Origin of the sequence: Streptomyces bambusae (assembly GCF_020532645.1) — a bacterium.
Classification (GTDB): Bacteria; Actinomycetota; Actinomycetes; order Streptomycetales; family Streptomycetaceae; genus Streptomyces; species Streptomyces bambusae.
Genome location: NZ_JAJAUZ010000067.1, coordinates 1 through 26,843, shown reverse-complemented (window position 1 = coordinate 26,843; position 26,843 = coordinate 1). Strand labels below are relative to the sequence as shown.

Annotated in this window: 19 protein-coding genes; 10 read left to right on the top strand and 9 right to left on the bottom strand. The window is 73.6% G+C overall.

Annotated elements, in window-relative coordinates; genetic code table 11:
* Window positions 1-47 precede the first annotated feature (47 nt).
* The 7 genes from LG634_RS31435 to pulA all read left to right on the top strand — a co-directional run bounded on the left by LG634_RS31435 (window position 48) and on the right by pulA (window position 13,958).
* Window positions 48-1,322, top strand: a complete 1,275-nt coding sequence (locus LG634_RS31435; protein ID WP_226738841.1) for an extracellular solute-binding protein — start codon at window positions 48-50, stop codon at window positions 1,320-1,322.
* A gap of 7 nt (window positions 1,323-1,329) precedes the next feature.
* On the top strand, window positions 1,330-2,367 hold the full coding sequence (locus LG634_RS31430) for a carbohydrate ABC transporter permease (protein WP_226738839.1): 1,038 nt from the start codon (window positions 1,330-1,332) through the stop codon (window positions 2,365-2,367).
* Window positions 2,368-2,369: 2 nt separating this feature from the next.
* Entirely contained in the window at window positions 2,370-3,215 is an 846-nt protein-coding gene (locus LG634_RS31425; RefSeq protein ID WP_226738837.1) for a sugar ABC transporter permease, read from the top strand.
* Between the two features lie 51 nt (window positions 3,216-3,266).
* The gene (locus tag LG634_RS31420) at window positions 3,267-4,949 is read left to right on the top strand and encodes a glycoside hydrolase family 13 protein (protein WP_226738835.1); all 1,683 of its coding nucleotides are present in this window, start codon (window positions 3,267-3,269) and stop codon (window positions 4,947-4,949) included.
* Entirely contained in the window at window positions 4,937-5,995 is a 1,059-nt protein-coding gene (locus LG634_RS31415) for a LacI family DNA-binding transcriptional regulator (RefSeq protein ID WP_226738833.1), read from the top strand. Before LG634_RS31420 ends, LG634_RS31415 begins: the two co-directional genes overlap by 13 nt.
* Before the next feature lie 711 nt (window positions 5,996-6,706).
* Complete coding sequence (locus tag LG634_RS31410) at window positions 6,707-8,449, top strand: carbohydrate-binding module family 20 domain-containing protein (RefSeq protein ID WP_226738831.1); 1,743 nt, start codon at window positions 6,707-6,709, stop codon at window positions 8,447-8,449.
* 148 nt (window positions 8,450-8,597) lie between these two features.
* Complete coding sequence (pulA, locus tag LG634_RS31405) at window positions 8,598-13,958, top strand: pullulanase-type alpha-1,6-glucosidase (protein ID WP_264203846.1); 5,361 nt, start codon at window positions 8,598-8,600, stop codon at window positions 13,956-13,958.
* A gap of 115 nt (window positions 13,959-14,073) precedes the next feature.
* Here pulA and LG634_RS31400 read toward each other — a convergent pair whose 3' ends face one another.
* The 7 genes from LG634_RS31400 to LG634_RS31370 form a co-directional block, all read right to left on the bottom strand.
* Window positions 14,074-14,613, bottom strand: coding sequence for a GNAT family N-acetyltransferase (locus LG634_RS31400; protein WP_372482527.1), 540 nt, complete (start codon window positions 14,611-14,613; stop codon window positions 14,074-14,076).
* A gap of 14 nt (window positions 14,614-14,627) precedes the next feature.
* A complete protein-coding gene (locus LG634_RS31395; protein WP_226738829.1) occupies window positions 14,628-15,401 on the bottom strand; it encodes a TetR/AcrR family transcriptional regulator in 774 nt (257 codons plus the stop codon).
* Between the two features lie 31 nt (window positions 15,402-15,432).
* Window positions 15,433-16,482, bottom strand: a complete 1,050-nt coding sequence (locus tag LG634_RS31390) for a PDR/VanB family oxidoreductase (protein WP_226738827.1) — start codon at window positions 16,480-16,482, stop codon at window positions 15,433-15,435.
* Window positions 16,482-17,369 (bottom strand): metal-dependent hydrolase, encoded by an 888-nt coding sequence (locus tag LG634_RS31385; protein WP_226738825.1) that lies wholly within the window; start codon window positions 17,367-17,369, stop codon window positions 16,482-16,484. Before LG634_RS31385 ends, LG634_RS31390 begins: the two co-directional genes overlap by 1 nt.
* Before the next feature lie 348 nt (window positions 17,370-17,717).
* On the bottom strand, window positions 17,718-19,679 hold the full coding sequence (locus LG634_RS31380) for a hypothetical protein (RefSeq protein ID WP_226738824.1): 1,962 nt from the start codon (window positions 19,677-19,679) through the stop codon (window positions 17,718-17,720).
* An 85-nt stretch (window positions 19,680-19,764) separates the two neighbouring features.
* Window positions 19,765-20,559 (bottom strand): tyrosine-protein phosphatase, encoded by a 795-nt coding sequence (locus LG634_RS31375; RefSeq protein WP_226738821.1) that lies wholly within the window; start codon window positions 20,557-20,559, stop codon window positions 19,765-19,767.
* A gap of 64 nt (window positions 20,560-20,623) precedes the next feature.
* Window positions 20,624-21,211: a rhomboid-like protein gene (locus LG634_RS31370; protein WP_226738819.1), complete on the bottom strand. Its 588-nt coding sequence runs from the start codon at window positions 21,209-21,211 to the stop codon at window positions 20,624-20,626.
* A gap of 189 nt (window positions 21,212-21,400) precedes the next feature.
* Here LG634_RS31370 and LG634_RS31365 point away from each other — a divergent pair, with 189 nt between their 5' ends.
* Together LG634_RS31365 and LG634_RS31360 are read left to right on the top strand one after the other, a co-directional pair.
* Window positions 21,401-22,033: a hypothetical protein gene (locus tag LG634_RS31365; protein WP_226738817.1), complete on the top strand. Its 633-nt coding sequence runs from the start codon at window positions 21,401-21,403 to the stop codon at window positions 22,031-22,033.
* 59 nt (window positions 22,034-22,092) lie between these two features.
* Entirely contained in the window at window positions 22,093-23,562 is a 1,470-nt protein-coding gene (locus LG634_RS31360; RefSeq protein WP_226738815.1) for a PepSY-associated TM helix domain-containing protein, read from the top strand.
* Between the two features lie 75 nt (window positions 23,563-23,637).
* On the opposite strand, the gene LG634_RS31355 is transcribed toward LG634_RS31360, so the two are convergent.
* Both LG634_RS31355 and glnII read right to left on the bottom strand, forming a co-directional pair.
* On the bottom strand, window positions 23,638-24,234 hold the full coding sequence (locus LG634_RS31355; protein WP_226738813.1) for a winged helix-turn-helix domain-containing protein: 597 nt from the start codon (window positions 24,232-24,234) through the stop codon (window positions 23,638-23,640).
* 465 nt (window positions 24,235-24,699) lie between these two features.
* Window positions 24,700-25,719: a glutamine synthetase gene (glnII, locus tag LG634_RS31350; protein WP_226738811.1), complete on the bottom strand. Its 1,020-nt coding sequence runs from the start codon at window positions 25,717-25,719 to the stop codon at window positions 24,700-24,702.
* A gap of 189 nt (window positions 25,720-25,908) precedes the next feature.
* Between glnII and LG634_RS31345 the strand changes: the two genes are divergently transcribed.
* Window positions 25,909-26,835, top strand: coding sequence for a Gfo/Idh/MocA family protein (locus LG634_RS31345; protein ID WP_226738859.1), 927 nt, complete (start codon window positions 25,909-25,911; stop codon window positions 26,833-26,835).
* Window positions 26,836-26,843 lie beyond the last annotated feature (8 nt).

Sequence of the window (26,843 nt, the reverse complement as noted above, 5' to 3'; positions counted from 1 at the left end):
CAACTCGGGACCGCGACGGGGCGGACGGGATCACTGAAGGAGTTCACATGCGGCGTGGCATAGCGGCCACCGCGCTGGTCGCGGCCCTGGCGCTCGCGGCGACGGCCTGCGGCGGCGACAAGGACGGCGACAGCGGTGACAAGAAGGCGGGCGGCGAGCTCTCCGGCACCGTGACGTGGTGGGACACCGCGAACGACGCCGAGAAGGCCACCTTCGAGAAGATCGCCAAGGCCTTCACCGCGAAGCACCCCAAGGTCACCGTCAAGTACGTCAACGTCCCGTACGGCGACGCCCAGAACAAGGTCAAGAACGCCTTCAGCAGCGGCGCCGACGCCCCCGACGTGATCCGCGCCGACGTCGGCTGGGTCGCCGACTTCGCCTCCCTCGGCTACCTGGACAGGGTCCCCGCCGAGACCGCGAAGAAGGTCGACAGCGAGTTCCTGCCGCAGGCCGCCGCCTCCGGCAAGTTCGAGGGCACCACCTACGCGGTCCCGCAGGTCATCGACACCATGGGCCTCTTCTACAACAAGAAGATCCTCAAGGACGCCGGCGTCGAGGCCCCCAAGTCCCTCGCCGAGCTGAAGACCGCCGCCGAGGCCATCAAGAAGAAGACCGGCAAGACCGGCCTCTACCTGCGCGGCGACGACTCGTACTGGTTCCTGCCCCTCATCTACGGCGAGGGCGGCGACCTGGTCGACGCGAAGAACAAGACGGTCACCGTCGACGGCCCGGCCGGCGTCAAGGCCTTCAAGGCCGCCCGTGACCTGGTCACCTCCGGCGCCGCGATCACCAATGCGACCGACGGCTGGAACAACATGCAGACGGCCTTCAAGTCCGGCAAGGTCGCCATGATGATCAACGGCCCGTGGGCCGTCGCCGACGCCTACGCCGGCGACCAGTTCAAGGACAAGTCCAACCTCGGCATCGCCGCGGTCCCGGCCGGTTCCGCCGGCCAGGGCGCCCCGCAGGGCGGCCACGACCTCGCCGTCTACGCCGGTTCCAAGAACCGCGACGCCGCGCACGCCTTCGTCGACTACATGACCTCGCAGGAGGTGCAGGCCCAGTCCGCCAAGGAGCTCAGCCTGCTGCCGACCCGCACCGCCGCGTACGACCTGCCGGAGGTGAAGAACAACGAGATGGTCCAGTTCTTCAAGCCGGCCGTCGACAAGGCCGTCGAGCGCGCCTGGATCCCGGAGAACGGCAGCCTGTTCGCCCCGCTCCAGGTCCAGTACACGAAGGCCGTGACCGGTGCGTCGAGCCCGGAGGACGCGGCCAAGGCCGCCGGCGCCGAGTTCCGCAAGATCCTCAAGGGCTGGAAGTAACACGACCATGGCTGCTCACACCAGCCAGTCGGTGGCGAAGGCCGCGGGCGAGGACGACCTCGCCCGCGGCCGGAGCCGCAGGACCGGCAGCAGGACCGAAGGCTCGTCCGGCAGGAACAGGCCCGGCCTCGGCCAGGTGATCTCGAAGCACTGGTACGCGTGGGCCATGGTGGCCCCCGTCGTGCTGGTGCTCGGCGTGATCATCGGCTGGCCGCTGGTCCGCGGCATCTACCTGTCGCTGACCGACGCCAACGAGCGCAACGTCGCCCGCACCATCGGCGTCAACGAGATCCCGGCCACGTACGAGTTCGTCGGTCTCGACAACTACACGGCCGTGCTCGCCGACCCGGTGTTCCTGCAGCGGCTGGTGTGGACCGTCACCTGGACCGTCGCCTGCGTGTCCGTCACCTTCACGCTGGGCCTCGTCCTCGCCAACATGCTCAACCGGAGCTTCCGGGGCCGCTCCTTCTACCGGATGGCCCTGATCCTGCCGTGGGCCGTCCCCGGCTTCGTCTCCGTCTTCGCCTGGCGGTTCCTGTTCAACCGCGACAACGGCATCCTCAACAAGGTCCTCGAAGGCGGCGGCATCGCCGCGGTCCCGTGGCTCGACGACCCGACCTGGGCCAAGCTGTCCGTCATCACGGTCAACGTCTGGCTCGGCGTCCCCTTCATGATGGTCGCCCTCCTCGGCGGCCTCCAGTCCATCCCCGGCGAGCTGTACGAGGCCGCCGAGATGGACGGCGCGAGCGCCTGGCAGCGCTTCCGGCACATCACCCTGCCCGGCCTGCGCACGGTGAGCATGACCGTGATCCTGCTCTCCACCATCTGGACGTTCAACATGTTCCCGGTGATCTTCCTGCTCACCCGGGGCGGCCCGGGCGACGCCACCGAGATCCTGGTGACCCAGGCCTTCCGCGAGGCGTTCGTCGAATCCCCGCGCGACTTCGCCGGCTCCGCGACCTGGGGCGTACTGATCCTCGCCCTCCTCATGATCTTCGCGCTCGTCTACAAGCGCTCGCTCCGCAAGCAGGGAGAGGTGTGGTGACCATGGCCGGCTCCGTACGCAAGCGCGGCGAGCGCGGCCCGCTCGCCTCCATCGGCCTGCACGGGACGCTCGTCGTCGCGTCCGTCGTCGCCGTCTTCCCGGTGCTGTGGGTCCTGCTGACCTCGCTCAAGCCCGCCAAGGACGCAATCAGCACGGACTTCGTCAAGGACCCCACCTTCGACAACTACCGCTACCTGGTGGAGGAGACCTCCTTCTTCACCTGGTTCGGCAACTCGGTGATGGTCGCCGCCGTCACCACCGTGCTCGGCGTCTTCATCGCCGCCACCACCGGCTACGCCGTCAGCCGGTTCAGGTTCCCCGGCATGCGCCCCCTGATGTGGACCCTGCTCGTCACGCAGATGTTCCCCATGGCCATCCTGATCGTGCCGCTCTACAACCTGATGGGCCAGCTCGGCCTGCTCAACCAGCCGGTCGGCCTGATCATCACGTACCTCACCATCGCCGTGCCGTTCTGCGCCTGGATGATGAAGGGCTTCTTCGACACCATCCCGGTGGAGATCGACGAATCCGGCCGGGTCGACGGGCTCAACCCGTTCGGCACCTTCTGGCGGCTGATCCTGCCCCTGGCCAAGCCGGGCCTGGCGGTCACCGCCTTCTACTCGTTCATCACCGCCTGGGGCGAGGTCGCGTACGCCTCCGCCTTCATGGTCGGCGACGAGAACCTCACGCTCGCCGGCGGCCTGCAGACCTTCGTCACGCAGTACACCGCCAACTGGGGTCCGATGACGGCCGCATCCGTCCTCATCGCGATCCCTGCGGCCGCGTTCTTCCTCTTCGCCCAGCGGCACCTCGTCGCCGGCATGACCGCGGGCGCCACCAAGGGCTGACCACCCGGCGCCCGCCGGTCCCACCCGACCACCTCTCTTCACAAGGACGACATGACCCAGCACCTCGCTGCTCCGGCCGCCCCGACCACCGGCACCACCGGCACGCACACGGGCTGGTGGAGAGACGCGGTGATCTACCAGGTCTATCCGCGCAGCTTCGCCGACAGCAACGGTGACGGTATGGGGGACCTCGAGGGCATCCGCAGCCGGCTGCCCTACCTGAAGGAGCTCGGCGTCGACGCCGTCTGGCTGAGCCCCTTCTACGCCTCCCCGCAGGCCGACGCCGGCTACGACGTCGCCGACTACCGGGCCATCGACCCGATGTTCGGCACCCTGCACGACGCCGACGCGCTGATCCGCGAGGCCCACGGGCTGGGCCTGCGCATCATCGTCGACCTCGTCCCCAACCACTGCTCCGACCAGCACGACTGGTTCAAGCAGGCGCTGCGGGAGGGCGCCGGCTCCCGGCTGCGCGAGCGCTTCCACTTCCGCCCCGGCAAGGGCGAGAACGGCGAACTGCCCCCCAACGACTGGGAGTCCATCTTCGGCGGGCCCGCCTGGACCCGCGTCGAGGACGGGGAGTGGTACCTGCACCTCTTCGCGCCCGAGCAGCCCGACTTCAACTGGGAGCACCCGGCCGTCCAGGACGAGTTCCGCTCCATCCTGCGGTTCTGGCTGGACCTCGGAGCCGACGGCTTCCGCGTCGACGTCGCCCACGGCCTGGTCAAGGCCCCCGGCCTGCCCGACCTCGGCGCCAAGGACCAGCTCAAGCTGCTCGGCAACGACGTCATGCCGTTCTTCGACCAGGACGCCGTGCACGAGGTCTACCGCGCCTGGCGGCGGATCCTCGACGAGTACGAGGGCGACCGCATCCTCGTCGCCGAGGCCTGGACCCCGACCGTCGAGCGCACCGCCCTGTACGTGCGCCCCGACGAGATGCACCAGGCCTTCAACTTCCAGTACCTGACCACCGACTGGGACGCGGCCGCACTGCGCGAGGTCATCGACGGCTCGCTCGCCGCGATGCGTCCCGTCGGCGCCCCCACCACCTGGGTGCTGTCCAACCACGACGTCACCCGGCACGCCACCCGCTTCGCCAACCCGCCCGGCCTCGGTACCCAGCTGCGCGAGCCGGGCGACCGCGAGCTGGGCCTGCGCCGCGCCCGCGCGGCCACCGTGCTGATGCTGGCGCTGCCCGGGTCGGCGTACGTCTACCAGGGCGAGGAGCTCGGCCTGCCGGACGTCACCGACCTGCCGGACGAGGTGCGCCAGGACCCGTCGTTCTTCCGCGCCGCCGGCCAGGACGGGTTCCGCGACGGCTGCCGGGTGCCGATCCCGTGGTCCGGCACCGAGGCCCCGTACGGCTTCGGTCCCGTGGCCGGCGGCCCCAGCTGGCTGCCGCAGCCCGACGCCTGGGCGGGCCTGAGCGTCGAGGCGCAGACCGGCGACCCGGCCTCCATGCTGGAGCTGTACCGCAGCGCGCTCGCAGTGCGCCGCTCCCACCCGGCGCTCGGCGCGGGCGAGAGCGTCGACTGGCTGCCGTCGCCCGCGGGCGTCCTTGCGTTCCGCCGTACCGCCGCCGACGGCAGTGCGTTCGTGTGCACGGTGAACACCACCGGGGCGCCGGTGCGGCTGCCGCTGCCCGGCCGGCTGCTGCTCGCCAGCGCCGAGCCCGCCACCGACGGGCCGGACGCGGAGCTGCCCGCCGACAGCGCCGCCTGGTGGGCGGTGTGACGGTCCCCCTGCCGCGGGGCGCCGATCCGGCCGCCCCGCGGCTCGCGGACATCGCCGAGCAGGCCCGGGTCAGCGAGGCGACGGTCAGTCGCGTCCTCAACGGCAAGGCCGGCGTGGCCGCCGCGACCCGGCACAAGGTGCTGGCCGCGCTGGACGTCCTCGGGTACGAGCGTCCGGTGCGGCTGCGCCGCAAGAGCAACGGCCTGGTCGGGCTGCTGATCCCGGAGCTGACCAACCCGATCTTCCCGGCGTTCGCGCAGGTCATCGAGCAGGCCCTGGCCGGCCACGGCTACACGCCGGTGCTGTGCACGCAGACGCCCGGCGGTGCCACCGAGGACGAGCTGGTGGAGCAGCTGGAGGAGCGCGGGGTCACCGGCATCGTGTTCCTGTCCGGTCTGCACGCGGACGCCAGCGCCGATCCGGCCCGCTACCTGCGGCTGGCGGCGCGCGGGGTGCCGTTCGTCCTGATCAACGGCTACAACGAGCACGTCAGCGCGCCGTTCGTGTCCCCGGACGACCGGGCCGCGGCCGGGATGGCCGTACGGCACCTGGCCGAGCTGGGCCACGAGCGGATCGGGCTGGCCATCGGGCCCACCCGGTACGTGCCCTCGCGCCGCAAGGAGGAGGGCTTCCGGGCGGCGCTGGCCGCACTGGGCTTCGCGGACGACTGCGAACAGGTCATCCAGCGGACCCTGTTCACGGTCGAGGGCGGCCATGCGGCGGGCGGGGCGCTGCTGGACCGGGGCTGTACGGGGATCGTGTGCGGCAGCGACCCGATGGCGCTGGGGGTGATCCGGGCGGCCCGTGAGCGGGGGCTGCGGGTCCCCGAGGACGTCTCGGTCGTCGGTTTCGACGACTCTCCGCTGATCCCGTTCACGGACCCGCCGCTGACCACGGTCCGCCAGCCGGTCCGGGCGATGGCCACGGCGGCGGTGGGGGCGCTGCTGGAAGCGGTCGGAGGCAACCCGGTGGAACGCACGGAGTTCGTCTTCCAGCCGGAGCTCGTCGTCCGCGGCTCAACCGCCCAGGCACCGCGCATCCCGTAACGAGCCCTTCCCGCCCTCCACCGGGCCCGCCGTCCCGGCCCCTCCCGGGCCGCGCGCCCACCGGGCGGGGCATTCCCAGCCCCTCCTGGGCCGCGCGCCCACGGGGCGGGGCATTTCCAGCCCCTCCTGGGCCGGCTGCCCACCGGGCGGGGGCAAATTCAGCCCCTCCGGCGTTTGAGGAGCGGGGTTTGGGGCGGAGCCCCAAGACAGGTCCGGCTGCGCCGCCCCCCGGGCTCCGCCCGGACCCGCGCCTCAAACGCCGGCGAGGCTGGATTTCGCCCCGCGGGGTCTCGAACGCCGGCGGGGCTGGGATTCGGCCCGTCCGCCTCGAACGCCGGCGGGCCGGCCCGGGTCGCCGGCCGGGCGGGGCAAATCCAGCCCCTCCGGCGATTGAGGAGCGGGGTGCGGGGCGGAGCCCCGACAGGCCCGCGGGGCGGGGGGCGGGCGCGTGGGGCGCTGGTGGGCGCCCCCGCCCCGCCGCCCCGCGGGTGGGGCGAACGTAACATCCGTGCAATCTCTTGCGTAAGGAGTTGCGGCCAGAAACCCGCACGGTTTCGACAGGATGTCGAAGCCATGTCCAAGGGGTTGACGCCAACGCACCCGCCTCGTACGGTCGCGACCGCAAGAAGTTTCAGTCAACTTTCAATGCAGCAGGCCTTACGGGCACGGCGCGTTGCCGCACGAGGCCCCCTCTCCCGCCAGGAGGACCCCATGCCCGCACGCCCCCACAGAGCCCGAGCCGGCTCCGGAGCCCGAGCCAGGGCCACCGCAACCGCCTCCGCGCTCGCCCTCGCCGGTGCCGCCCTCGCGGTCCAGGCGCCGCAGGCCGCCGCCGCCCCGCCCGGGGCGAAGGACGTCACCGCCGTCCTGTTCGAGTGGAAGTTCACCTCGGTCGCCAAGGCCTGCACCGACACCCTCGGCCCGGCCGGCTACGGCTACGTCCAGGTCTCCCCGCCCCAGGAGCACGTCCAGGGCGAGCAGTGGTGGACCTCGTACCAGCCCGTCAGCTACAAGATCGCCGGCCGGCTGGGCGACCGCACCGCCTTCAAGAACATGATCGACACCTGCCACGCGGCCGGCGTCAAGGTCGTCGTCGACTCGGTGATCAACCACATGGCCGGCCAGGACGGCTCCGGCGTCGGCACCGGCGGCTCCGCGTACTCCAAGTACAACTACCCCGGCACCTACTCCGGCGCCGACATGGACGACTGCCGGGCCACAATCTCCAACTACCAGGACCGCGGCAACGTCCAGAACTGCGAGCTGGTCCAGCTCGCCGACCTCGACACCGGCGAGGAGTACGTCCGCGCCCGGATCGCCGCGTACCTCAACGACCTGCTGTCGCTCGGCGTCGACGGCCTGCGCGTGGACGCCGTCAAGCACATGCCGGCCACCGACCTCGCGAACATCAAGTCGCGCCTGACCAGCCCGAACGTCTACTGGAAGCAGGAGGCGATCTTCGGCGCCGGCGAGGCCGTCTCCCCGAGCGAGTACCTCGGCACCGGCGACGTCCAGGAGTTCCGCTACGCCCGCGACCTCCAGCGGGTGTTCCGGAACGAGAACCTCGCCTACCTCAAGAACTTCGGCGAGGCCTGGGGCCACATGCCCGGCGGCCAGGCCGGGGTCTTCGTCGACAACCACGACACCGAGCGCGGCGGCGACACCCTCAACTACAAGGACGGTAGCGCCTACACCCTGGCCTCCGTCTTCATGCTGGCCTGGCCCTACGGCTCCCCGGACGTCCACTCCGGCTACGAGTGGACCGACAAGGACGCCGGCCCGCCGAACGCGGGCCAGGTCAACGCCTGCTACACCGACGGGTGGAAGTGCCAGCACGCCTGGCGCGAGATCTCCTCGATGGTGGCCTTCCGGAACACGGCCCGCGGTCAGGGCGTCGTGAACTGGTGGGACAACGGCGCCGACCAGATCGCCTTCGGCCGCGGCGACAAGGCGTACGTCGCCCTCAACCACGAGGGCTCCGCGCTGACCCGCACCTTCCAGACCTCGCTGCCCGGCGGCGCCTACTGCGACGTGCAGAGCGGCAACCCCGTCACCGTCGACTCGGCCGGCCGGTTCACCGCCACCCTGGCCCCCGGCACCGCGCTCGCCCTGCACGCCGGCGCCCGCACCTGCTCCGGCACCACCCCGCCGCCGGCCGGCCAGGCCGGCGCCTCGTTCCAGGTCAACGCCACCACCGTGGTCGGCCAGAACATCTACGTCACCGGCGACCAGGCCGCACTCGGCAACTGGAGCACCGGCAGCGCCCTCAAGCTCGACCCGTCCGGCTACCCGGTGTGGAAGCTCGACGTCACGCTGCCCGCCGGCACGAGCTTCGCGTACAAGTACATCCGCAAGGACGCGAACGGGAACGTCACCTGGGAGAGCGGCGCCAACCGCACCGCCACCGTCCCCGCGAGCGGCAAGGTCACCCTGACCGACACCTGGCGCAACTAGGGCCTGTCGTGCCGTCGCCCCGGCGGCACCCCTCCCCGCGCCCCTCCGGACCAGGGCCGCCCGGCACTCTGCAAGAACCCCGCCACCCGCCGGGCGGCCCTCACCCGTTCCCACCCGTCTGCTCCAAGTGCTTCAAGGAGACCCTCCCTTGATACGCCCAGCCCTGCGCGCGGCGGCCGGCACGCTCGCCGCCGCCCTGGCCGTGACGCTCGCCCCCGCCGTCCCCGCGACGGCCGCGGCCGAGCCGCCCGCACCGCCCTCGGACGCCCGGCTCGCCCGGCAGCCTGCCCGCCACGACCTGACCCGCGAGCAGTTCTACTTCGTCCTGCCCGACCGGTTCGCCAACGGCGACCCGGGCAACGACCGGGGCGGCCTGACCGGCACCCGCCTGGAGACCGGCCTCGACCCCGAGGACAAGGGCTTCTACCAGGGCGGCGACCTCAAGGGCCTCACCGAGAGGCTCGACTACATCAAGGGCCTGGGCACCACCGCCATCTGGATGGCGCCGATCTTCAAGAACCAGCCCGTGCAGGGCCAGGGCAAGGACGCCTCGGCCGGCTACCACGGCTACTGGATCACCGACTTCACCCGGGTCGACCCGCACTTCGGCACCAACGCCGACCTGACGAAGCTGATCGACGCCGCCCACCGCAAGGGCATGAAGGTCTTCTTCGACGTCATCACCAACCACACCGCGGACGTCGTCGACTACGAGGAGAAGTCCTACTCCTACCTCTCCAAGGGCGCCTTCCCGTACCTGACCAAGGACGGGGTCCCCTTCGACGACTCCGACTACGCCGACGGGAAGAGGAAGTTCCCCGCCGTCTCCGCGCAGTCCTTCCCGCGCACCCCCGTCGTGCCCGCCGCCAAGAAGGACCTCAAGGTCCCGGCCTGGCTTAACGACCCCACGATGTACCACAACCGGGGCGACTCCACCTTCGCCGGCGAGTCCTCCGACCAGGGCGACTTCGTCGGCCTCGACGACCTGTGGACCGAGCGCCCCGAGGTCGTCTCCGGGATGGCCGAGATCTACAAGAAGTGGGTCCGCGACTTCAAGATCGACGGCTTCCGCATCGACACCGTCAAGCACGTCAACACCGAGTTCTGGACCCGCTGGGCCACCGCCCTCGACCGGTACGCCGAGCAGCAGGGCCGCCCCGACTTCTTCATGTTCGGCGAGGTCTACTCCGCCGACACCGCGGTCACCGCGCCGTACGTGACCCGCGGCCGGCTCGACTCCACCCTCGACTTCCCGCTCCAGGACGCCATCCGCGGGTACGCCGCCCAGGGTGCCCCGGCCGGCCGGCTCGCCTCCGTCTTCGCCGACGACTACCGGTACACCACCGACAAGGCCAACGCCTACGAGCAGGTGACCTTCCTCGGCAACCACGACATGGGGCGCTTCGGCACCTTCCTCAAGCAGGACCGGCCCGGCGCCGGCGAGGCGGAACTCCTCGCCCGCTACCGGCTCGCCAACGAGCTGATGTTCCTCTCCCGCGGCAACCCCGTCGTCTACTACGGCGACGAGCAGGGCTTCACCGGCGCCGGCGGCGACAAGGACGCCCGCCAGACCCTGTTCGCCTCGAAGACCGCCGACTACCTCGACGACGACCAGCTCGGCACCGCCCGCACCCACGCGAGCGACGCCTACGATCCGGAGCACCCGCTCTACCGGCAGATCGCCGCTCTCGGAAAGGTGCGCCGCTCTCACCCGGGCCTGGCGAACGGCACCCAGACCGAGCGCCTCGCCCAGGGCTCCGTCTACGCCTTCACCCGCACCGACGCCTACGCCGGCGCCGAGTACCTGGTCGCCGTCAACAACGCCGCCGAGGCCAAGACCGTGGACGTCCCGGTCGACAGCCGCCCCGGCACCGACTTCACCGCCCTCTACGGCACCACCACCGACGCCCGCACCGGTGACGACGGCAGGACCACCGTCACCGTCCCCGCCTTCGGCTCCGTCGTCCTCAAGGCCGCCACCGCGCTCCCCGAGCCCGCCACCGGCCCCACCCTGACCCTCAAGGCCCCCGCCACCGGCGCCACCGGCACCGTCGAGATCTCCGCGGAGGTCTCCGGCGGCGGCCGCAACCGGGTCGTGTTCGCCGCCCAGACCGGCACCGGCCCCTGGCAGGTCCTCGGCTCCGCCGACCACGCCCCGTACCGGGTCACCCAGCACGTCGCCGCCCCCGCCGGCACTCCGCTGCGCTGGAAGGCGGTGGCCGTGGACGCCGCCGGCCGGACGTCGAGCGCCCTCGCCGAGTCCGTGGCCGGAGCCGTCCCGCCCAAGGAGGTCCCGACCGCCACCCAGCGCGACTACGCGATCGTCCACTACAAGCGCCCCGACGGCGACTACGCCGACTGGCGCCTCTACGCCTGGGGCGACATCGCCGACGGCGAGGCCACCCCCTGGCCCGAGGGCCACGGCTTCACCGGCCGCGACGCCTACGGCGCGTTCGCGTACGTCCGCCTCAAGCCCGGCGCCACCTCCGTCGGCTACCTCGTCATCGACAAGAACGGCACCAAGGACGTCGCCGCCGACCGAAGCATCGACGTCACCAAGACCGGCGAGATCTGGCTGGAGCAGGGCAAGGAGGCCGCCCGCACCGAGCGCCCCGAGTACCCCGCCCAGGACACCTCCAAGGCCGTCCTCCACCTCCGCCGCGCCGACGGCGCCTACGACGGCTGGGGCCTGCACACCTGGACCGGGGCCGCGAACCCCACCGACTGGTCCAAGCCCCTGATGCCCGCCCGCTTCGACGCGTACGGCGCCGTGTACGAGGTCCCGCTCGCCGCGGGCGCCACCTCCCTCTCGTACATCCTCCACAAGGGCGACGAGAAGGACCTGCCCGCCGACCAGTCCCTCGACCTGAAGGCCGCCGGCCACGAGGTCTGGCTGCTCGCCGGCCGGGAGAAGCACCTGCTGCCGCAGCCCGCAGGCTCCGCCGCCGCCCTCGACCCCACCACAGCCAAGGCCGTCTGGCTGGACCGCGACACCGTCGCCTGGCAGGCTCCCGAGGCCGCCGCCTCCGTCCACCTCCTCGCCTCCCGCGACGGCTCCGTCAAGGCCGAGAACGGCACCCTGACCGGCAGCGCGAGCATGCTGCGCCTGACCCGGTCGGCGCTGACCGACGCCCAGAAGGCCAAGTTCCCGCACCTGGCGAAGCACCCGGCGTTCACCGTCGACGCCCGCGACCGCGACCGGGTCCGCGCCGCCCTGCGCGGCCAGCTCGTCGCCACCGCCCGCGCCGCGAACGGCGCCGTCCTCGCCGCCACCGGCGTCCAGCTCGCCGGCGTCCTCGACGACCTGTACGCCACCGACGCCCCCCTCGGACCGGTCTTCACCGCAGCCGGCGTCAAGCTGTCCGTGTGGGCGCCCACCGCCCGCACCGTCGCCCTCGAACTCGACGGCCGCACCCTGCCCATGACCCGCGACGACCGCACCGGCGTCTGGTCGGCGGCCGGCCCGCGCAGCTGGCGCGGCAAGCCGTACCGGTTCGCCGTCACCGTCTGGGCCCCCACCGTCCGGCAGGTGGTCACCAACCTGGTCACCGACCCCTACGCCACCGCCCTGACCACCGACTCGGCCCGCAGCCTGGCCGTCGACCTCACCGACCCGGCCCTGAAGCCGGCCGGCTGGACCACCCTGCGCAAGCCGAAGGCCACCGGCATGGCCCAGGCGCAGATCCAGGAACTCCACATCCGCGACTTCTCCGTCGCCGACCGCACCAGCAGCCACCGCGGCGGCTACCTGGCCTTCACCGACAGCGGCTCGGCCGGCATGAAGCACCTGCGGGAACTGGCCGCCGCCGGCACCTCGTACGTGCACCTGCTGCCCGCCTTCGACATCGGCACCATCCCGGAGAAGCCCGCCGACCGCACCGAACCCGCCTGCGACCTGGCCGTCCTCGCCCCCGACTCGGAGGAGCAGCAGGACTGCGTCGCGAAGGCCGCCGCCAAGGACGCCTTCAACTGGGGCTACGACCCGCTGCACTACACCGTCCCCGAGGGCTCCTACGCGAGCGACCCCGAAGGCACCGCCCGCACCGTCGAGTTCCGGAAGATGGTCCAGTCCCTCAACCGGACCGGACTGCGCACCGTGATGGACGTGGTCTACAACCACACCGTCGCCGCCGGCCAGTCCGACAGGTCGGTCCTCGACCGCATCGTCCCCGGCTACTACCAGCGGCTCCTCGCCGACGGCTCGGTCGCCACCTCCACCTGCTGCGCCAACACGGCCCCCGAGAACGCCATGATGGGCCGCCTCGTCGTCGACTCCGTCGTCACCTGGGCCAAGGAGTACAAGGTCGACGGCTTCCGCTTCGACCTGATGGGCCACCACCCCAAGGCCAACATCCTCGCCGTGCGCAAGGCCCTCGACGCCCTGACGGTCGCGAAGGACGGGGTCGACGGGAAGGCCGTCGTCCTCTACGGCGAGGGCTGGAACTTCGGCGAGGTCGCCGACGACGCCCGCTTCGTGCAGGCGACCCAGAAGAACATGGCCGGCACCGGCATCGCCACCTTCTCCGACCGGGCCCGCGACGCCGTCCGCGGCGGCGGCCCCTTCGACGAGGACCCGCGGATCCAGGGCTTCGCCTCCGGCCTCTTCACCGACCCCAACGGAGCCCCCGGCAACGGCACCCCCGAGCAGCAGAAGGCCCGCCTCCTGCACGCCCAGGACCTGATCAAGGTCGGACTGTCCGGCAACCTCGCCGACTACTCCTTCACCGACTCGTCGGGCCGTGCCGTCAAGGGCTCCCAGGTCGACTACAACGGCTCCCCGGCCGGCTACGCGGCCGCCCCCGGCGACGCCCTCGGCTACTCCGACGCCCACGACAACGAGTCCCTGTTCGACGCGCTCGCCTTCAAGCTGCCCGCGGGCACCTCCGCCGCCGACCGGGCCCGGATGCAGACCCTGGCGATGGCCGTGCCGGCCCTCTCCCAGGGCCCGTCCCTCAGCCAGGCCGGCACCGACCTGCTGCGCTCCAAGTCCCTGGACCGCAACTCGTACGACAGCGGCGACTGGTTCAACGCGATCCAGTGGGACTGCGCCGACGGCAACGGCTTCGGCCGCGGCCTCCCGCCGGCCGCCGACAACCGCGCCAAGTGGCCCTACGCCAAGCCGCTGCTGACCGGGATCGCCGTACCGAAGTGCCAGGACATCGACGGGGCCTCGGAGGCCTACCGGACCCTGCTGCGGATCCGCACCACCGAGCCGGCGTTCGCCCTCGGCACGGCCGCCGACGTCCAGCAGCAGCTGTCCTTCCCGCTCTCCGGCACCAGCGAGACCCCGGGCGTGATCACCATGGCCCTGGGCGACCTGGTCGTCGTCTTCAACGCCACCCCGCAGGAGCAGACCCAGCGGGCCGCCGCCTTCGCGGACCGCCCGTACCGGCTGCACCCGCTCCAGGCGGCGGGCACCGACCCGGTGGTGAAGCGCGCCGGCTTCGACCGGGCGACGGGCACCTTCACCGTCCCGGCCCGGACCGCGGCGGTCTTCACGCGGGGCTGAGCGCGGCGCCGCGCGCGGGCCGCCAGGGCGGCGGCCGGCGCCGGAACCGACAGCGGGGTGCCGGGTGGTGCGACCACCCGGCACCCCGCACGCGTTCCGTCCCCCGTACGCCCGGCTATTCGCCGCCGTCCAGGGAGCGCAGCACGTCCAGCCGCTTCTCCAGCAGGATCACCCCGTACACCCGGCCGTCCTTGCCCACCTTGTGGGGGAACTCGCCGACCACCCGGTAGCCGGCGCCCTGGTAGTACGCGACCAGCCGCGGGTTCGTCGACTGGCAGTCGAGCCGGGCCCGCTCCCGCCGGGTACGGGCGATCCGCCGCTCGGCGTGCTCCAGCAGCCGCCGCCCGGTGCCGGCCGGAGCCGTCCGTCGGTCCACCATCAGCCGGTGCACGTAGCCGGCGACCGGCGGCTGCACCCCCCAGGCCTCCTCGTCGGACCACCACAGCTCGTACCCGCCGCAGACCCGGCCGTTCTCGTCCCGGGCCAGCCACACCTCGCCGTCGCGCATCCGCGCCAGGAAGTGCGCGGTGTCCTTCTCGCCGGCCTTCCACTGCTCGATTCCGTTGGCCCGCATCCACTGCGCGGCCCCGTCGTACAGGCGGACCAGGACAGGCGCGTCCTGCTCCTCCGCCTGCCGGAACACCAATCCGTCAATGATCACGACGGGAATTATCGCCTCGGCTGCGGCACCCCGGCGTCCCCGGGCCCGCCGTCCGCCGGCCCCGCAGCTTCCGCGGCCGCTGCGGGCACTCCGGCCGGCACCAGCGCGATCAGCCGGGCCACCAGGTCGCCGAACGGCCCGTCGGCCGGCTCGTCCGCGAGCATCCGCCCGACGACCGCCCCCATCTCCGGGTCGTACGCCGCGCTTACCGCCATCAGCGCCGCGAAGTCGTGCACCAGCTGCAACTCCAGCTCCGCGCGCGGGATCCGCCGCCCGTCCAGCCAGAGCAGCGCCGTCGACTCGGCCAGCGACACCCACGACCGGACCACCAGCTCCAGCCGGGCCGGCGGCGCCCCGACCCCCAGGTGCGCGAGGATCTGCTCGTACGCGGCGTGCCGCACCTCGTCGATCATCGCGTTGGTCCGGCTGCTGCCGGCCGCCGGTCCGCCCCGCATCAGCGCGGAGAACCCGGGCCCGTGCTCCTCGACGAACGCGAAGTACCGCCCCATCACCCGCAGCAGCCGCGCCCCCAACGGCCCCTCGTGCGGCTCGTCGAACCGCCCCGCCAGATCGTTCGCGGCCCGCCGCAGCGCAGCCTCGTACAGGCTCAGCTTGCCGGGGAAGTAGTGGTAGACCAGCGGCCGCGAGATCCCGGCCGCCGCCGCGATCTCGTCGATCGACACCTCGTCGGGCGACCGGTGACTGAACAACTCCAGCGCGACCCCGATCAACTGCTGCCGCCGCTCCTCGACACCCATCCTGCGCCGCACATTGGTTGTCATATGAACCACCCTACAGAGCGGCTCCCTCCGCTTACACGTCCAGCACCAGGTGGTCGCCCTCGGCGCGGGAGACGCACAGGAGCATGGTCGTCGTGCGTTCCTCGTCGGTGAGGAGGGTGTCGCGGTGGTCGACCGGGCCGGTGAGGACGCGGTGTTGGCAGGTGCCGCAGAAGCCCTGGGTGCAGGAGTACGGGGTGTCCGGGAGGGCGCGGCGCACCGCGGTGAGGGCGGACTCGCCGGCGGCCACCGTCACCGTCGTGCCGGAGCGGCGGAGTTCGAGGGTGAAGGGCCGGCCGGCGGCCGGGGCGGCGGCGGTGAAGCGTTCCAGGTGGACCGGGACGCCCGCCGGGGCGGCCTCCTCGACGGCGGCCATCAGGGGCTCGGGGCCGCAGCAGTAGACGGCGGTGCCCGGGCCGGCCGAGGAGAGGAAGGACAGGTCGGGGCGGCCCGCCTCGTCCTCCGGCACCACCGTGACGCGGTCGCCGTGGCGGGCGAGTTCGGGGAGGAACGGCATCGAGGCCCGGGAGCGCCCGCCGTACAGCAGGGTCCAGTCGGCCTCCGGGCCCAGTGCGCGGAGCATCGGCAGGACGGGCGTGATGCCGATGCCGCCGACGACGAACACGTGGCGGGTGGCCGGCTCCAGGGGGAAGCGGTTGCGGGGCGGGCGCAGCTGCACCTCGGCGCCCTCCGCCAGCCGGTCGTGGACCTCGCGGGAGCCGCCCCGGCCGTCCTCGGCACGGCGTACGGCGATCTCGTACGTGCCGGTCTCGGCGGGGTCGCCGCACAGCGAGTACTGGCGCACCAGGCCCGAGGGCAGGAGCAGGTCCACGTGGGCGCCGGGGGTCCACGCGGGCAGCTCCGGCGAGGCCAGCCGCAGGTGGACGACGCCGTCCGCGGCCTCGGTGCGGGCGACGACCGTGGCCCGCAGGGTGCGTCGCGGGGAGTGGCCCGAGACCGGCGTCTCCAGGGCGGGCAGCGGCCACAGCGGGGAGCGGCGGATCCGGGTGCGCAGGGCGCGCTTGGCGAGCCAGGCGGCGCCGGCCGCCGCCGCGAAGCCGGCGGCGCGGCTGCCGGCGGCCATCAGCGGGCCCTGCCGTTCGCGCCGGGGGAGGCGGCCAGGTAGGCGGCCGCCTGTGAGGTCGAGCCCTCCTGGGAGGGGTGGTACGCGCGGGACAGGTAGCGGGGGATCGAGCGCAGCATGTCCGGGGTCGACGGGAGGACGCCCTCGCGGCCGGCGCGGTAGAACTGGCCGAAGGAGGCGCGGCCGGCGGTGAGCGTCGGGTCGTTCTCCATGAAGAAGCGGGCCCCGCGCTGCCAGAGGAAGACCAGGGCGGTGAAGGCGGAGGCCCAGGTGCGGACCCGGCGCCGGTAGCTGCCGTCCACGTGCATGAACAGCTCGAAGGCGACCGAGCGGTGCTCGACCTCCTCGGCGCCGTGCCAGCGCAGCAGGTCGAGCATGACGGGGTCGGCGCCGCGGCGGTCCAGCTCGTCCGCGTTCAGCACCCAGTTGCCGAGGAAGGCCGTGTAGTGCTCGATGGCCGCGATCATGGCGATCCGCTCCAGCAGCCACCACCGGCGGGCCCGGCCGGGCGGCAGGGTGCGGTCGCCGAGGAGCTTCTCGAACATCCAGTCCACCTGGGCGGTGTACGGGGTCGGGTCCAGGCCCTGGCGGCGCAGGTGCGGCAGGACGTCGTCGTGCGCGGCGGCGTGCATGGCCTCCTGGCCGATGAACCCGATGACGTCCTCGCGCAGCCGGTCGTCGGTGATGAGCGGCAGGGCCTGCTTGTACACGTGCACGAACCAGCGTTCGCCGGCGGGGAGGAGCAGGTGCAGCACGTTGATGGTGTGCGTCGCGAAGGGGTGGCCGGGGAGCCAGTGGAGGGGCGTGTCGGTCCATTCGAAGGCGACGTTGCGGGCCTTGAGTTCTATGCGCTCGGACGCCACCGGGGCAGGCTGCGTATTAGACATGGCGTCAATGTACTGACGCGTAAGCCGTCTGCACACCCCCTGGTCCCATCCTGCCCGACCGGCCGGGCGGGCCGGCCCGGCCGGGGCCATTCCCGCCCGTCGGGCGACACTCCGGCCCGTCCGGCGATTGAGGACCGGGGTTCGGGGCGGAGCCCCGGGGCGCTGCCCCAGACCCCGCGCCTCAAACGCCGGCGGGGCTGGGGTTGGTCCTCGCGTCTCAAACGCCGGCGGGGCTGGGGTTGGTCCTCGTGCCTCAGACGCCGGCGGGGCTGGGGGTGGTCCCCGCGCCTCAGACGCCGGCGAGGCTGGGGTGTGCATCCCGGCCGGGTCGGCCCGGCAGGGCGGGGGTTACCGCAGGGACGGGATGCGGGTGCCGTCGCGGAGGTGGCCCGTCAGGTCGGCGACGGCACCCGCGCGGGCCGGCAGGGCGAGGAGGGGACCGGAGGCGGTGCCGGAGACGGGTCCGGAGGCCGTGAGGGAGGTGAACTGCGCACTGCCGGCCCCCAGCAGGTGCCAGGCACCGGTGGGAGCCTTCCAGAGGACCCCGGCCAGCACCCGCGACTCGCGGACCCCGCACGCCGCCGACCCCTCCGCCCGGGCCGCCGGCGCCCCGGTCCGCGCACCCGGCGCGTGGAACTGCGCCAGTACCCGGTCCGCCGTGCCCCGCCACGTCTCCGCCCGCGTGCACACCCAGTGCGCGGTGCCCGCCCCCTCCGGCAGCTCCTGCTGCGCGTAAGGCCACGAGTTGACGGACCGTACGCCGTGCGAGCGGACTGCCGGCAGCAGGCAGGCCGTGTGCGACCAGTGCTCCAGGTCCACCGCCCCCGCCACCTCGTGCGGCGCCCCCGGCGGCCCCGACGTCAGCCGCGCCGGCGTCAGCTCGCCCAGGTCGGTCACCATCCGCACCGCGTTCTGCGTGGTCAGCTCCAGCGCGCTCCACGCCGTGCACGAGGCGGTCAGTGCGGGCGCCTGCACCGGCGCCGTGATCCCCGCCGCCAGCGCCAGCGGCACCGACCGGCGCCCCGGCTCCAGCAGGTCCCGTACCGCGGCGGCCCGCACCCACGGCGCCGTCAGATAGCGCACGTTGCCGTCGACCCGGCTCAGCACCAGCGCGTTCGCCGTGTCCGCCGCCGCGCCGTCCGTCCGTGCGAAGTCCAGCGCCGCCCCGGCCTCCGAACCGGCCGCCTCCGCATACCGCACGACCCGCAGCCCGTCGTACAGCAGCACGACCACCGCCTGGTCCACCTCGCCCGCGTACAGCAGCTGCGCCGGCCCCATCGGCGGCCCCGACGGCGTGCCCGGCGTCGCGGACACCTGCACCGCCGCCCCCGGCCGCGCCCATACCGCCAGGGCTCGCCGCAGCAGCGCCCGGTCGTCGGTGCGGCCGCCGCGGGCCGGCCACACGGAGAAGTCCGTACGGGACGAGGTCCGCCACGCGTCCGGTCCGACCAGCGCCAGCCGGGCCGGGTCCAGCGCCTGCTCGGCGGCCGTGTTCTGCGCGTACGGCGGGGCTGCCGGCCCGTCCGCGCCCCAGCCGCCGCCCGGCAGTCCGACCAGCGCCCCGCACACCAGCGCCGCGACGACGGCCGCCGCCGCCCCCTTCACGTGCGCCCGGCGGCGCATCAGGTCCGTCGGCCGGGCCTGCAGCACGCACGGGTCGAACTCGGGGGAGTCCAGCAGCCCGCCCGGCGCCGGCCCGGACCCGGCCGCCTCGGCCACCGCGGCCGCCGGGTCGGCGACCCCCGCCTCGGCGAGCACGCGTACCGCCTCGCTCTCCGGCAGCCCCTCCAGGGCGGTCAGGACGAGCGCCGCCCGGCCCGCCGCGCCGAGTGCGGACAGCCGCTGGTCCAGGGCGAGTTCCTCGGCACCGCCGGACCGCGGGAACAGCCGCAGCCCCCACACCTGCGGAAGCAGCGGCGGCAGCTGGGCCCGCCGCGGCCAGGCCCGGAGACCCAGCGGCTGCCCCGCCTCCAGCGCGGCCCGCAGCACCCGCAGCCGGACGTACGCGTACCCCCGGTCGATCCGCCCCGCCCTGTCCCCGGTCCGGCGCGGCCCGGGCACCGTCCCGGCGGCCGGCGCGGGCGCGCTGCGGCCGCGCGGCAGGGCGCGCTGGGCCAGCGCGTGCGCGGTCAGCACCCGGCGGTTGCGGCCGAGTGCCGGGGGCAGCACCAGGTAGCCGATGCGCACCAGCCGCGGGTAGTGCTCGACGATGGCGGCCTCTGCGCGCTCCACGTCGACGAGGTCGGGCTCGGGAGCGGGCGCGTGCGGGGCGGCGGGCGCGGGGCGGGTGGCGGCATCCGGGACGGTCACGTTCAGCAGAACGAGCGATTCGTCCGATGGTCACCGGCCGCCCGGCACCCCGGCGGAACGCTTCGCCACTGCCGGGCCGGCCCGGCTACTGCACCAGCCGGGCCGCCAGTGCCGCCACCGCCTCGTCCGGGACGCCCAGCCCCTCGCGCACGTACTTCTCCATCGATCCGTACCGGGTCGCGACCTCGTCGAGGGCGGCCTCCAGGTAGGAGGGGACCACGCCGATCAGGGCGAGCGCGATGTCCGGGTTGCCGCCGGACGCGGTGAAGCCCTCGATCATCGGGGCGAAGGCCTGCCGGACGGCCGGGTTGACGGACAGGTACTCCGCCATGACCGTCTCCTCGTCCGCGCCCAGCAGGCCGAGGACCACCGTCGCCGCCCACCCGGTGCGGTCCTTGCCGGCCGTGCAGTGGAAGAGCAGCGGCCCCGCGTCCGGCGCCGCCAGCTCGGTGAGCAGGGTCCGGTACGCGGCCTGCCCGGAGCCGGAGGACACGAACGAGCGGTACGTCTCCTCGAACAGCGCCTCGGCCTTGCCGCCGCCCAGCTCCCGCTCGGCCAGGACCGGGTCCCGCAGGATGTGCTTGAGCTGCGCCGCGGCCGGCATCTCGCCGGAGGTGACCTTGTCCGCCAGCACGTTCGCCACGATCAGCCGGGCGCCCTCGGGCACCCGGTCCGGGTGGTCCGCGCGCTCCGCGTCGGTGCGGAAGTCGACGACCGTCCGCAGGCCCAGGGCGGCCACGACCGGGTCGGCGGCCGGGTCCATCCGGTCGAGCTGGCCGGAGCGCAGCACCAGCCCCGGGCGGACCGTGCGGCCGCCGGCGAGCGGGGTGCCGCCGAGGTCGCGGAGGTTGGCGACGGTGGTGGACGGGGTGGCGGTCATCGTGGCGGCTCCAGGGTCCGGCGGTTCGGTGCGAGAGTGCGATGCATGTTCTCTAAATATCCGCTTATATGGCTTTTGTGCGCTTCCGGGAACGGTAGCCGACCGCCAGGGACACGCCGATCCCCAGGGCCAGCGCTGCCAGGTGCCCGGCATCCGTGAACGTCCGCCCGCGGGCCACGGCCGGCGGCACCGCCACCGCCAGCAGCCCCGCCCGCGCCGCGCCGCGCACCCGGCCGCGGGGGAGCGCCGCGGTCAGCGCACCGAGCACCGCGTTGAACCCGTAGCTCGTGCCCACGTCCAGCGCCCGGCGGGTGTCCGGACCGGCCCCGCGCAGCCGCAGCCCGCCGTAGACGAGCAGCGTCGCGGCGGTGTGCCCGAGCAGGAACACCCCGGCGGTCCACCAGGCCCCGTACGCGTACTCGGCGTAGCCCAGCACCGCCAGCAGGAGCAGGGCGTACGGCAGCGGCATCGGCTCCTCGACCACGAACGCGCTGCTCAGCAGGGTTTCCCAGCGGCCGGTGGCGAGGTTGTCGACGTTCGTGGAGCAGCCCCGCAGCAGCCGCTCGCGCGCGGCCGGCTCCCACCGCTCCAGGGCGTACGCGCCGAGCTGCACCCCGCCCGCGTACAACGGGCCCAGCAGGACCCCCGTCATCCGATCATCACCTGGTCATGATCCGACACCGGTCCGCGCCGGGCGCACCCGGTACCCGCCGTGGCCCGGGGAGCCGCCGGGTGCGAACATGTGCAGGTCATGTCAGATGCCCGGTCGCCGCTGCGCACCCCTCGGGCCGCGATGTTCGCGGCGGTGTGCGTGGCTTTGGCTGCTGCGGGGCATTCGTACATGTCTGGCGGAGATGTTCCGTTCGGAGTCCTCCTGGCCGCCTTCTGGGTGGTCGCCTCCCTGGCCTGGCTCTCCGCGGGCCGCCGCCGCGGGCCCCTCGCCATCACGGCCGGCGTCACAGCCGCCCAGGGTGCCCTCCACCTCCTCTTCTCCCGTACGGAGTCCCTGCCGCCCGCGGCCACCGGCAACCTGCCCGGCCACCACGGCGGCCACGGCCCGCACACCGGCCACGGCTCGGCGACGGGCGACCTGGCGGGGAGCGCCGGCGACATGGCGGGCATGGCCGGGGACATGGCGGGCATGGCCGGCCACGGCACCCTCGGCATGACCGCCGCCCACGGCATCGCCGCGCTGCTCTGCGCGCTGTGGCTGGCCCGCGGCGAGGCCGCCGTGTTCCGGCTGGCCCGCGCCGTGCGCACGCTCGGCGCCCTGGCCGCGCAGCCGCTGCTGCGCGCGCTCGCCCTGCTGCGGACGGTCCCGGGCGTCCCGGCCGCCCGCACCCCGCGCCCCCGCCCGCACACCCCGCCGCGCCGGCTGCGCGGCGCGGTGCCCGCCCATGCCGTGGTCCGGCGCGGGCCCCCGCTCCGGCAGGTCCTCCGCACCACGGCCCCCGGCCGTCCTGCCCGCGCCTGACGGCGCGCCCGGCGCGACAGGGGGCCATCTCCCCATGTCCCGCCTCACCAAGGACCTCCATGGCCATCGACGAAGTCCGCGACGTCCCCGTCCAGGACCCCGCGCCCGCATCCGACCCCGCACCGGACGACGCGCCGGACCCCGCCTCCAAGGCCGGCACCGGCACCTGGGCCGCCGTCCGTCCGCTCCTCCTCCGCATGCACTTCTACGCGGGCCTGCTCATCGCCCCGCTGCTTTTCCTCGCCGCCGCCACCGGGCTCCTGTACGCCCTCTCCTTCCAGGCGGAGGAGATCGTCTACAAGGACGAGCTGACCGTCTCCGCCCCCGCCGGCGGCGCCGCCCGCCCGCTCTCCGAGCAGGTCGCCGCGGCCACCGCCGCCACCCCGCAGGGCGAAGTGGTCGCCGTGTGGCCGGCGCCCGACGCCGAGTCCACCACCCGGGTCCTCATGGAGGCCCCCGGCGTCGCCGAGGGCATGACCCACACGGTGTTCGTCAACCCGTACACCGCCGAGGTCGCGGGGCAGCTGGACACCTCCGGTGACGCCCTGCCGCTGCGCGCCTGGATCTCCGGCCTGCACGCCAACCTCCAGCTCGGCGAGACCGGCCGCATCTACAGCGAGCTCGCCGCCAGCTGGATGTGGGTGGTCGCCCTCGGCGGCCTCGCCCTCTGGATCGGCCGCCGCCGCAGCCGCCGCTCCGCCCTCGTCCTGCCCGACCGCAAGGCCACCGGCCGCCGCCGGACCCTCTCCTGGCACGCCACCGTCGGCCTCTGGGCCACCGCAGGACTGGTCGTCCTGTCCGCGACCGGCCTGACCTGGTCCACGTACGCCGGTGAGAACATCGGGCAGCTCCAGGACCGCCTCGGCGGCGCCACCCCGGCCGTCTCCGCCGCCCTCGACGGCGGCGCCGGCGGCGGCGACGAGCACGCCGGCCACCACGGCGGCGGGAGCGGCACGGCCCCCGCACCGGCGGGCAAGGACGTCGGCATCGACCGCGTCGTCGAGGCCGCGAAGGCCGTCGGCGTCACCGAGAGCCTCCAGATCACCCTGCCTGCCGAGGGCAAGGGCTACGTCGTCAAGGAACGCGACAGGCAGGTGCCCGTCCACCTCGACTCGGTGGCCGTGAACCCGGCGGACGGCGCCGTCATGGACACCCTGCGCTTCGCCGACCACCCGGTCCTCGCCAAGCTGACCCGGTACGGCATCGACGCCCACATGGGCCTGATGTTCGGGCTCGTCAACCAGCTGCTGCTGGCCGCCCTCGCGCTCGCCGTGATGCTCCTCGTCTTCTGGGGCTACCGGATGTGGTGGCTGCGCCGCCCGACGAAGGCCCGCGGCCTGTCCTTCGGCCGCCCGCAGCCCCGCGGCGCCTGGCGCCGGCTGCCGGTCACCGCACTGCTGCCGCTGGCCGCCGCCACCGCCGTCGTCGGCTGGTTCGTCCCGCTGCTCGGCATCAGCCTGGCCGTCTTCCTCGTCCTGGACGCGGTCCTCGGCCTGATCGCCCGCCGCAAGGCGGCGGCCGCCGCGTAACGGCAGCGGTACCCGAGGCCGGCGGGCCCGCACTCCGATCCCGGGGTGCGGGCCCGCCGCCGTTCCGCGAGCCGGTCACGGCGCGTACTTGTAGCCCACCCGGCGCACCGTCTGGATGGCCCCGCGGTGCGCCGCGCCCAGCTTGCGGCGCAGCCGGGCGATGTGGACGTCGACGGTCCGGCCGTCGCCCACGTGGCCGTAGCCCCAGACCGTGGTGACGAGCTGGTCCCGGCTGTGCACCCGGTGCGGGTGCGCCACCAGGTGCGCGAGGAGCTCGAACTCCAGGTACGTCAGGTCGAGCAGCTCCCCGTCCACTTCGGCGGTGCGCTGCGCGCTGTCGATCCGTACGAGGGCGTCGCCCGCGGATGCGGACGGCGCGGGGGCGGGCACCGGGGCGGCGGCCGCCGCGGCGGCGTGCGGCACGAAGCCGGCCGGCGGCTGCTGGTCGGCGGGCACCAGGACCAGGTAGCCGACCATCGGGGGCCGGCCCGGCAGGACGGGCAGGGTGTGCGGGGGAGCCGGCAGCCAGGTGGCGCCCGGCGGGAGGAAGTCGGCCACGGTGGGCGCCTGCACCTCGTCGCGTTCGACGGCGCGCAGGCGGTGCCGGGGGAAGGTCAGGGGGGCGGTCGCAGCGGAGGCCGCAGCGGGTACGACGGAACGGGTGTTCGCCATGAGTGGTCAGCTCTTTCACGCGGAGTCGTCGGCAGAGGACGTACGGGACCGCGCAGACCGAAGGCCTGTCAGGACGTGGGGCCTGGAGGCGTTAGAGGGCCGGCGCGTTCTTCGCGCGGCAACACACCCGGTCGAAATCGTGGTGCTGACGGGACGGCCAGAACGGTTCGAGGTCGCTGCGACCGGTCGAGGTGTGCGAAGGGCTGGCCATGCCCCCATTCAAGCAGATGGCCGCGCCGAGCATCAGACCCCCTCTCACCAGGTGATACGGAATGTGAACCTCCGCAACCACTCGGGCAGGTCGGCGCGTTGCGGCGGGGTCCGTCGATGCGGTTCCGTGATCAAGCCGGGACCGCCTCGGGCATCCTCCCGGAAACGCGGAGAGGCGCCCGCACTCGAACGGCGGGCGCCTCTGCCGGGTGTACCGGTCGTCGCTGTGTGACGGCGGTGCGGGACGGCGGTGCGTCAGACCAGGCCGTCCTTCTCCAGACCGGCGCAGCAGGTGTCGGTGATCAGCCGGGTGACCACGTACGGGTCCACGTTCGCGTTCGGACGGCGGTCCTCGATGTAGCCCTTGCCGTCCTTCTCGACCTGCCACGGGATGCGGACCGAGGCACCGCGGTCCGAGACGCCGTAGCTGAACTCGTTCCACGGGGCGGTCTCGTGCAGACCCGTCAGGCGCTCGTCGATGCCGGCGCCGTAGTTCTTCACGTGGTCGAGCGGCTTGCTGCCCTCGCCCAGCGCCTCGCACGCCGAGATGATCGCGCGGTAGTCCTCGCGCATCGCCTTCGTGGAGAAGTTGGTGTGCGCGCCCGCGCCGTTCCAGTCGCCCTTCACCGGCTTCGGGTTCAGCGTGGCCGAGACGTTGAAGTCCTCCGCCGTGCGGTACAGCAGCCAGCGGGCGATCCACAGCTGGTCCGCGACCTCCAGCGGGCTCAGCGGGCCGACCTGGAACTCCCACTGGCCGGGCATGACCTCGGCGTTGATGCCGGAGATGTCGAGGCCGGCGGCCAGGCAGTGGTCGAGGTGCTTCTCGACGATGTCGCGGCCGAAGATCTCGTCCGAGCCGACACCGCAGTAGTAGCCGCCCTGAGCTGCCGGGAAGCCGCCGACCGGGAAGCCGAGGGGGCGGACGCCGTCGAAGAAGGTGTACTCCTGCTCGATGCCGAAGATCGGCTCCTGTCCGGCGAACTTCTCCGCGACCGGGCGCAGCAGCGCACGGGTGTTGGACTCGTGCGGGGTCATGTCGATGTTCAGGACCTCGCAGAGCACGAGGACGTCGTCACCGCCTCGGATCGGGTCCGGGCAGGAGAACACCGGCTGGAGCACGCGGTCGGAGGCGTGGCCCTCGGCCTGGTTGGTGCTGGAGCCGTCGAAGCCCCAGATGGGCAGCTCCGCCCCGTCGGCGAGGATCTTCGTCTTCGAGCGAAGCTTGGCCGTCGGCTCGGTGCCGTCGATCCAGATGTACTCAGCCTTGAAAGCCACGGGCCCCATCCTTCGGTGCGTCGCTCCGGCGCAGACTCTGCGGGTGCTGCGGTGATGTCCGCAGCGTGCCAAGGGGCGATTTCCCGACCGTTGCCCATGTGTGAACCCCGTGTTACCGAGGTTTCCGGGTCGTCGCAGGTGTTCCGGGCGGGTGTGGGGCACACTGTCCGCGTGAGCATTTCGTACGATATGACGTCAGTCGAACGTCCCGACGATCGGCCCGCCGCGCTCCCGCGGATCGGCCTGCTCGGCACCGGGCCCTGGGCCGCCCGTACCCACGCCCCCGCCCTGGCCGGGCACGCCGGATCGGTGTTCGCGGGGATCTGGGGCCGGCGTCCCGACGCCGCCGCGGAACTCGCCGGGCAGTACGGCGTACCCGTGTACGACGATCCCGACGCGCTGTTCGCCGACTGCGACGCGGTGGCGTTCGCGCTGCCGCCGGACGTGCAGGCGCCGCTGGCCGTGCGGGCGGCGGAGCACGGGTGCCACCTGCTGCTCGACAAACCGGTCGCCACGACCGTGGCCGGGGCGCGGGCCGTGGCCGACGCCGTCGAGGCGGCCGGGGTGGCGTCCGTCGTCTTCCTCACCCTGCGCTTCGCCGAACCGGCGGCCGCGTGGGTGGCCGAGCAGGCCGCCCGGGACGGCTGGTTCACCGCCAGCGCGCACTGGTACGGGTCGCTCTACGCGCTGGAGGGGCCGCAGAGCCCGTACGCGGCCTCGCCGTGGCGGCGGGCCAAGGGCGGGCTGTGGGACGTCGGACCGCACGCGCTGTCCGTGCTGATCCCCGTCCTCGGCGAGGTTACCGGCCTCACGGCCGTCTCCGGCCCCGCCGACACCGTTCACCTGGTGCTGCGGCATGCGTCCGGGGCGTCCAGCACGGCCGCCCTGACGCTCAGTGCGCCGCGGGCGGCGTCGGGCGTCGGCATCGAACTCCGCGGCGTCCACGGCACGGCGTCCCTCCCCGACTGGACCGACGTCCCCACGGCCTTCCGGCGCGCCCTGGACGCGCTCCTCTCCGCCGCCCGCACGGGCACGCCCTCGCCCTGCGACGCCGCCTTCGCCCTCCGCCTCACCGAACTCCTCGCCGAAGCCGAATCCCAGCTCCCGGCGACGTAGGGGTGGGG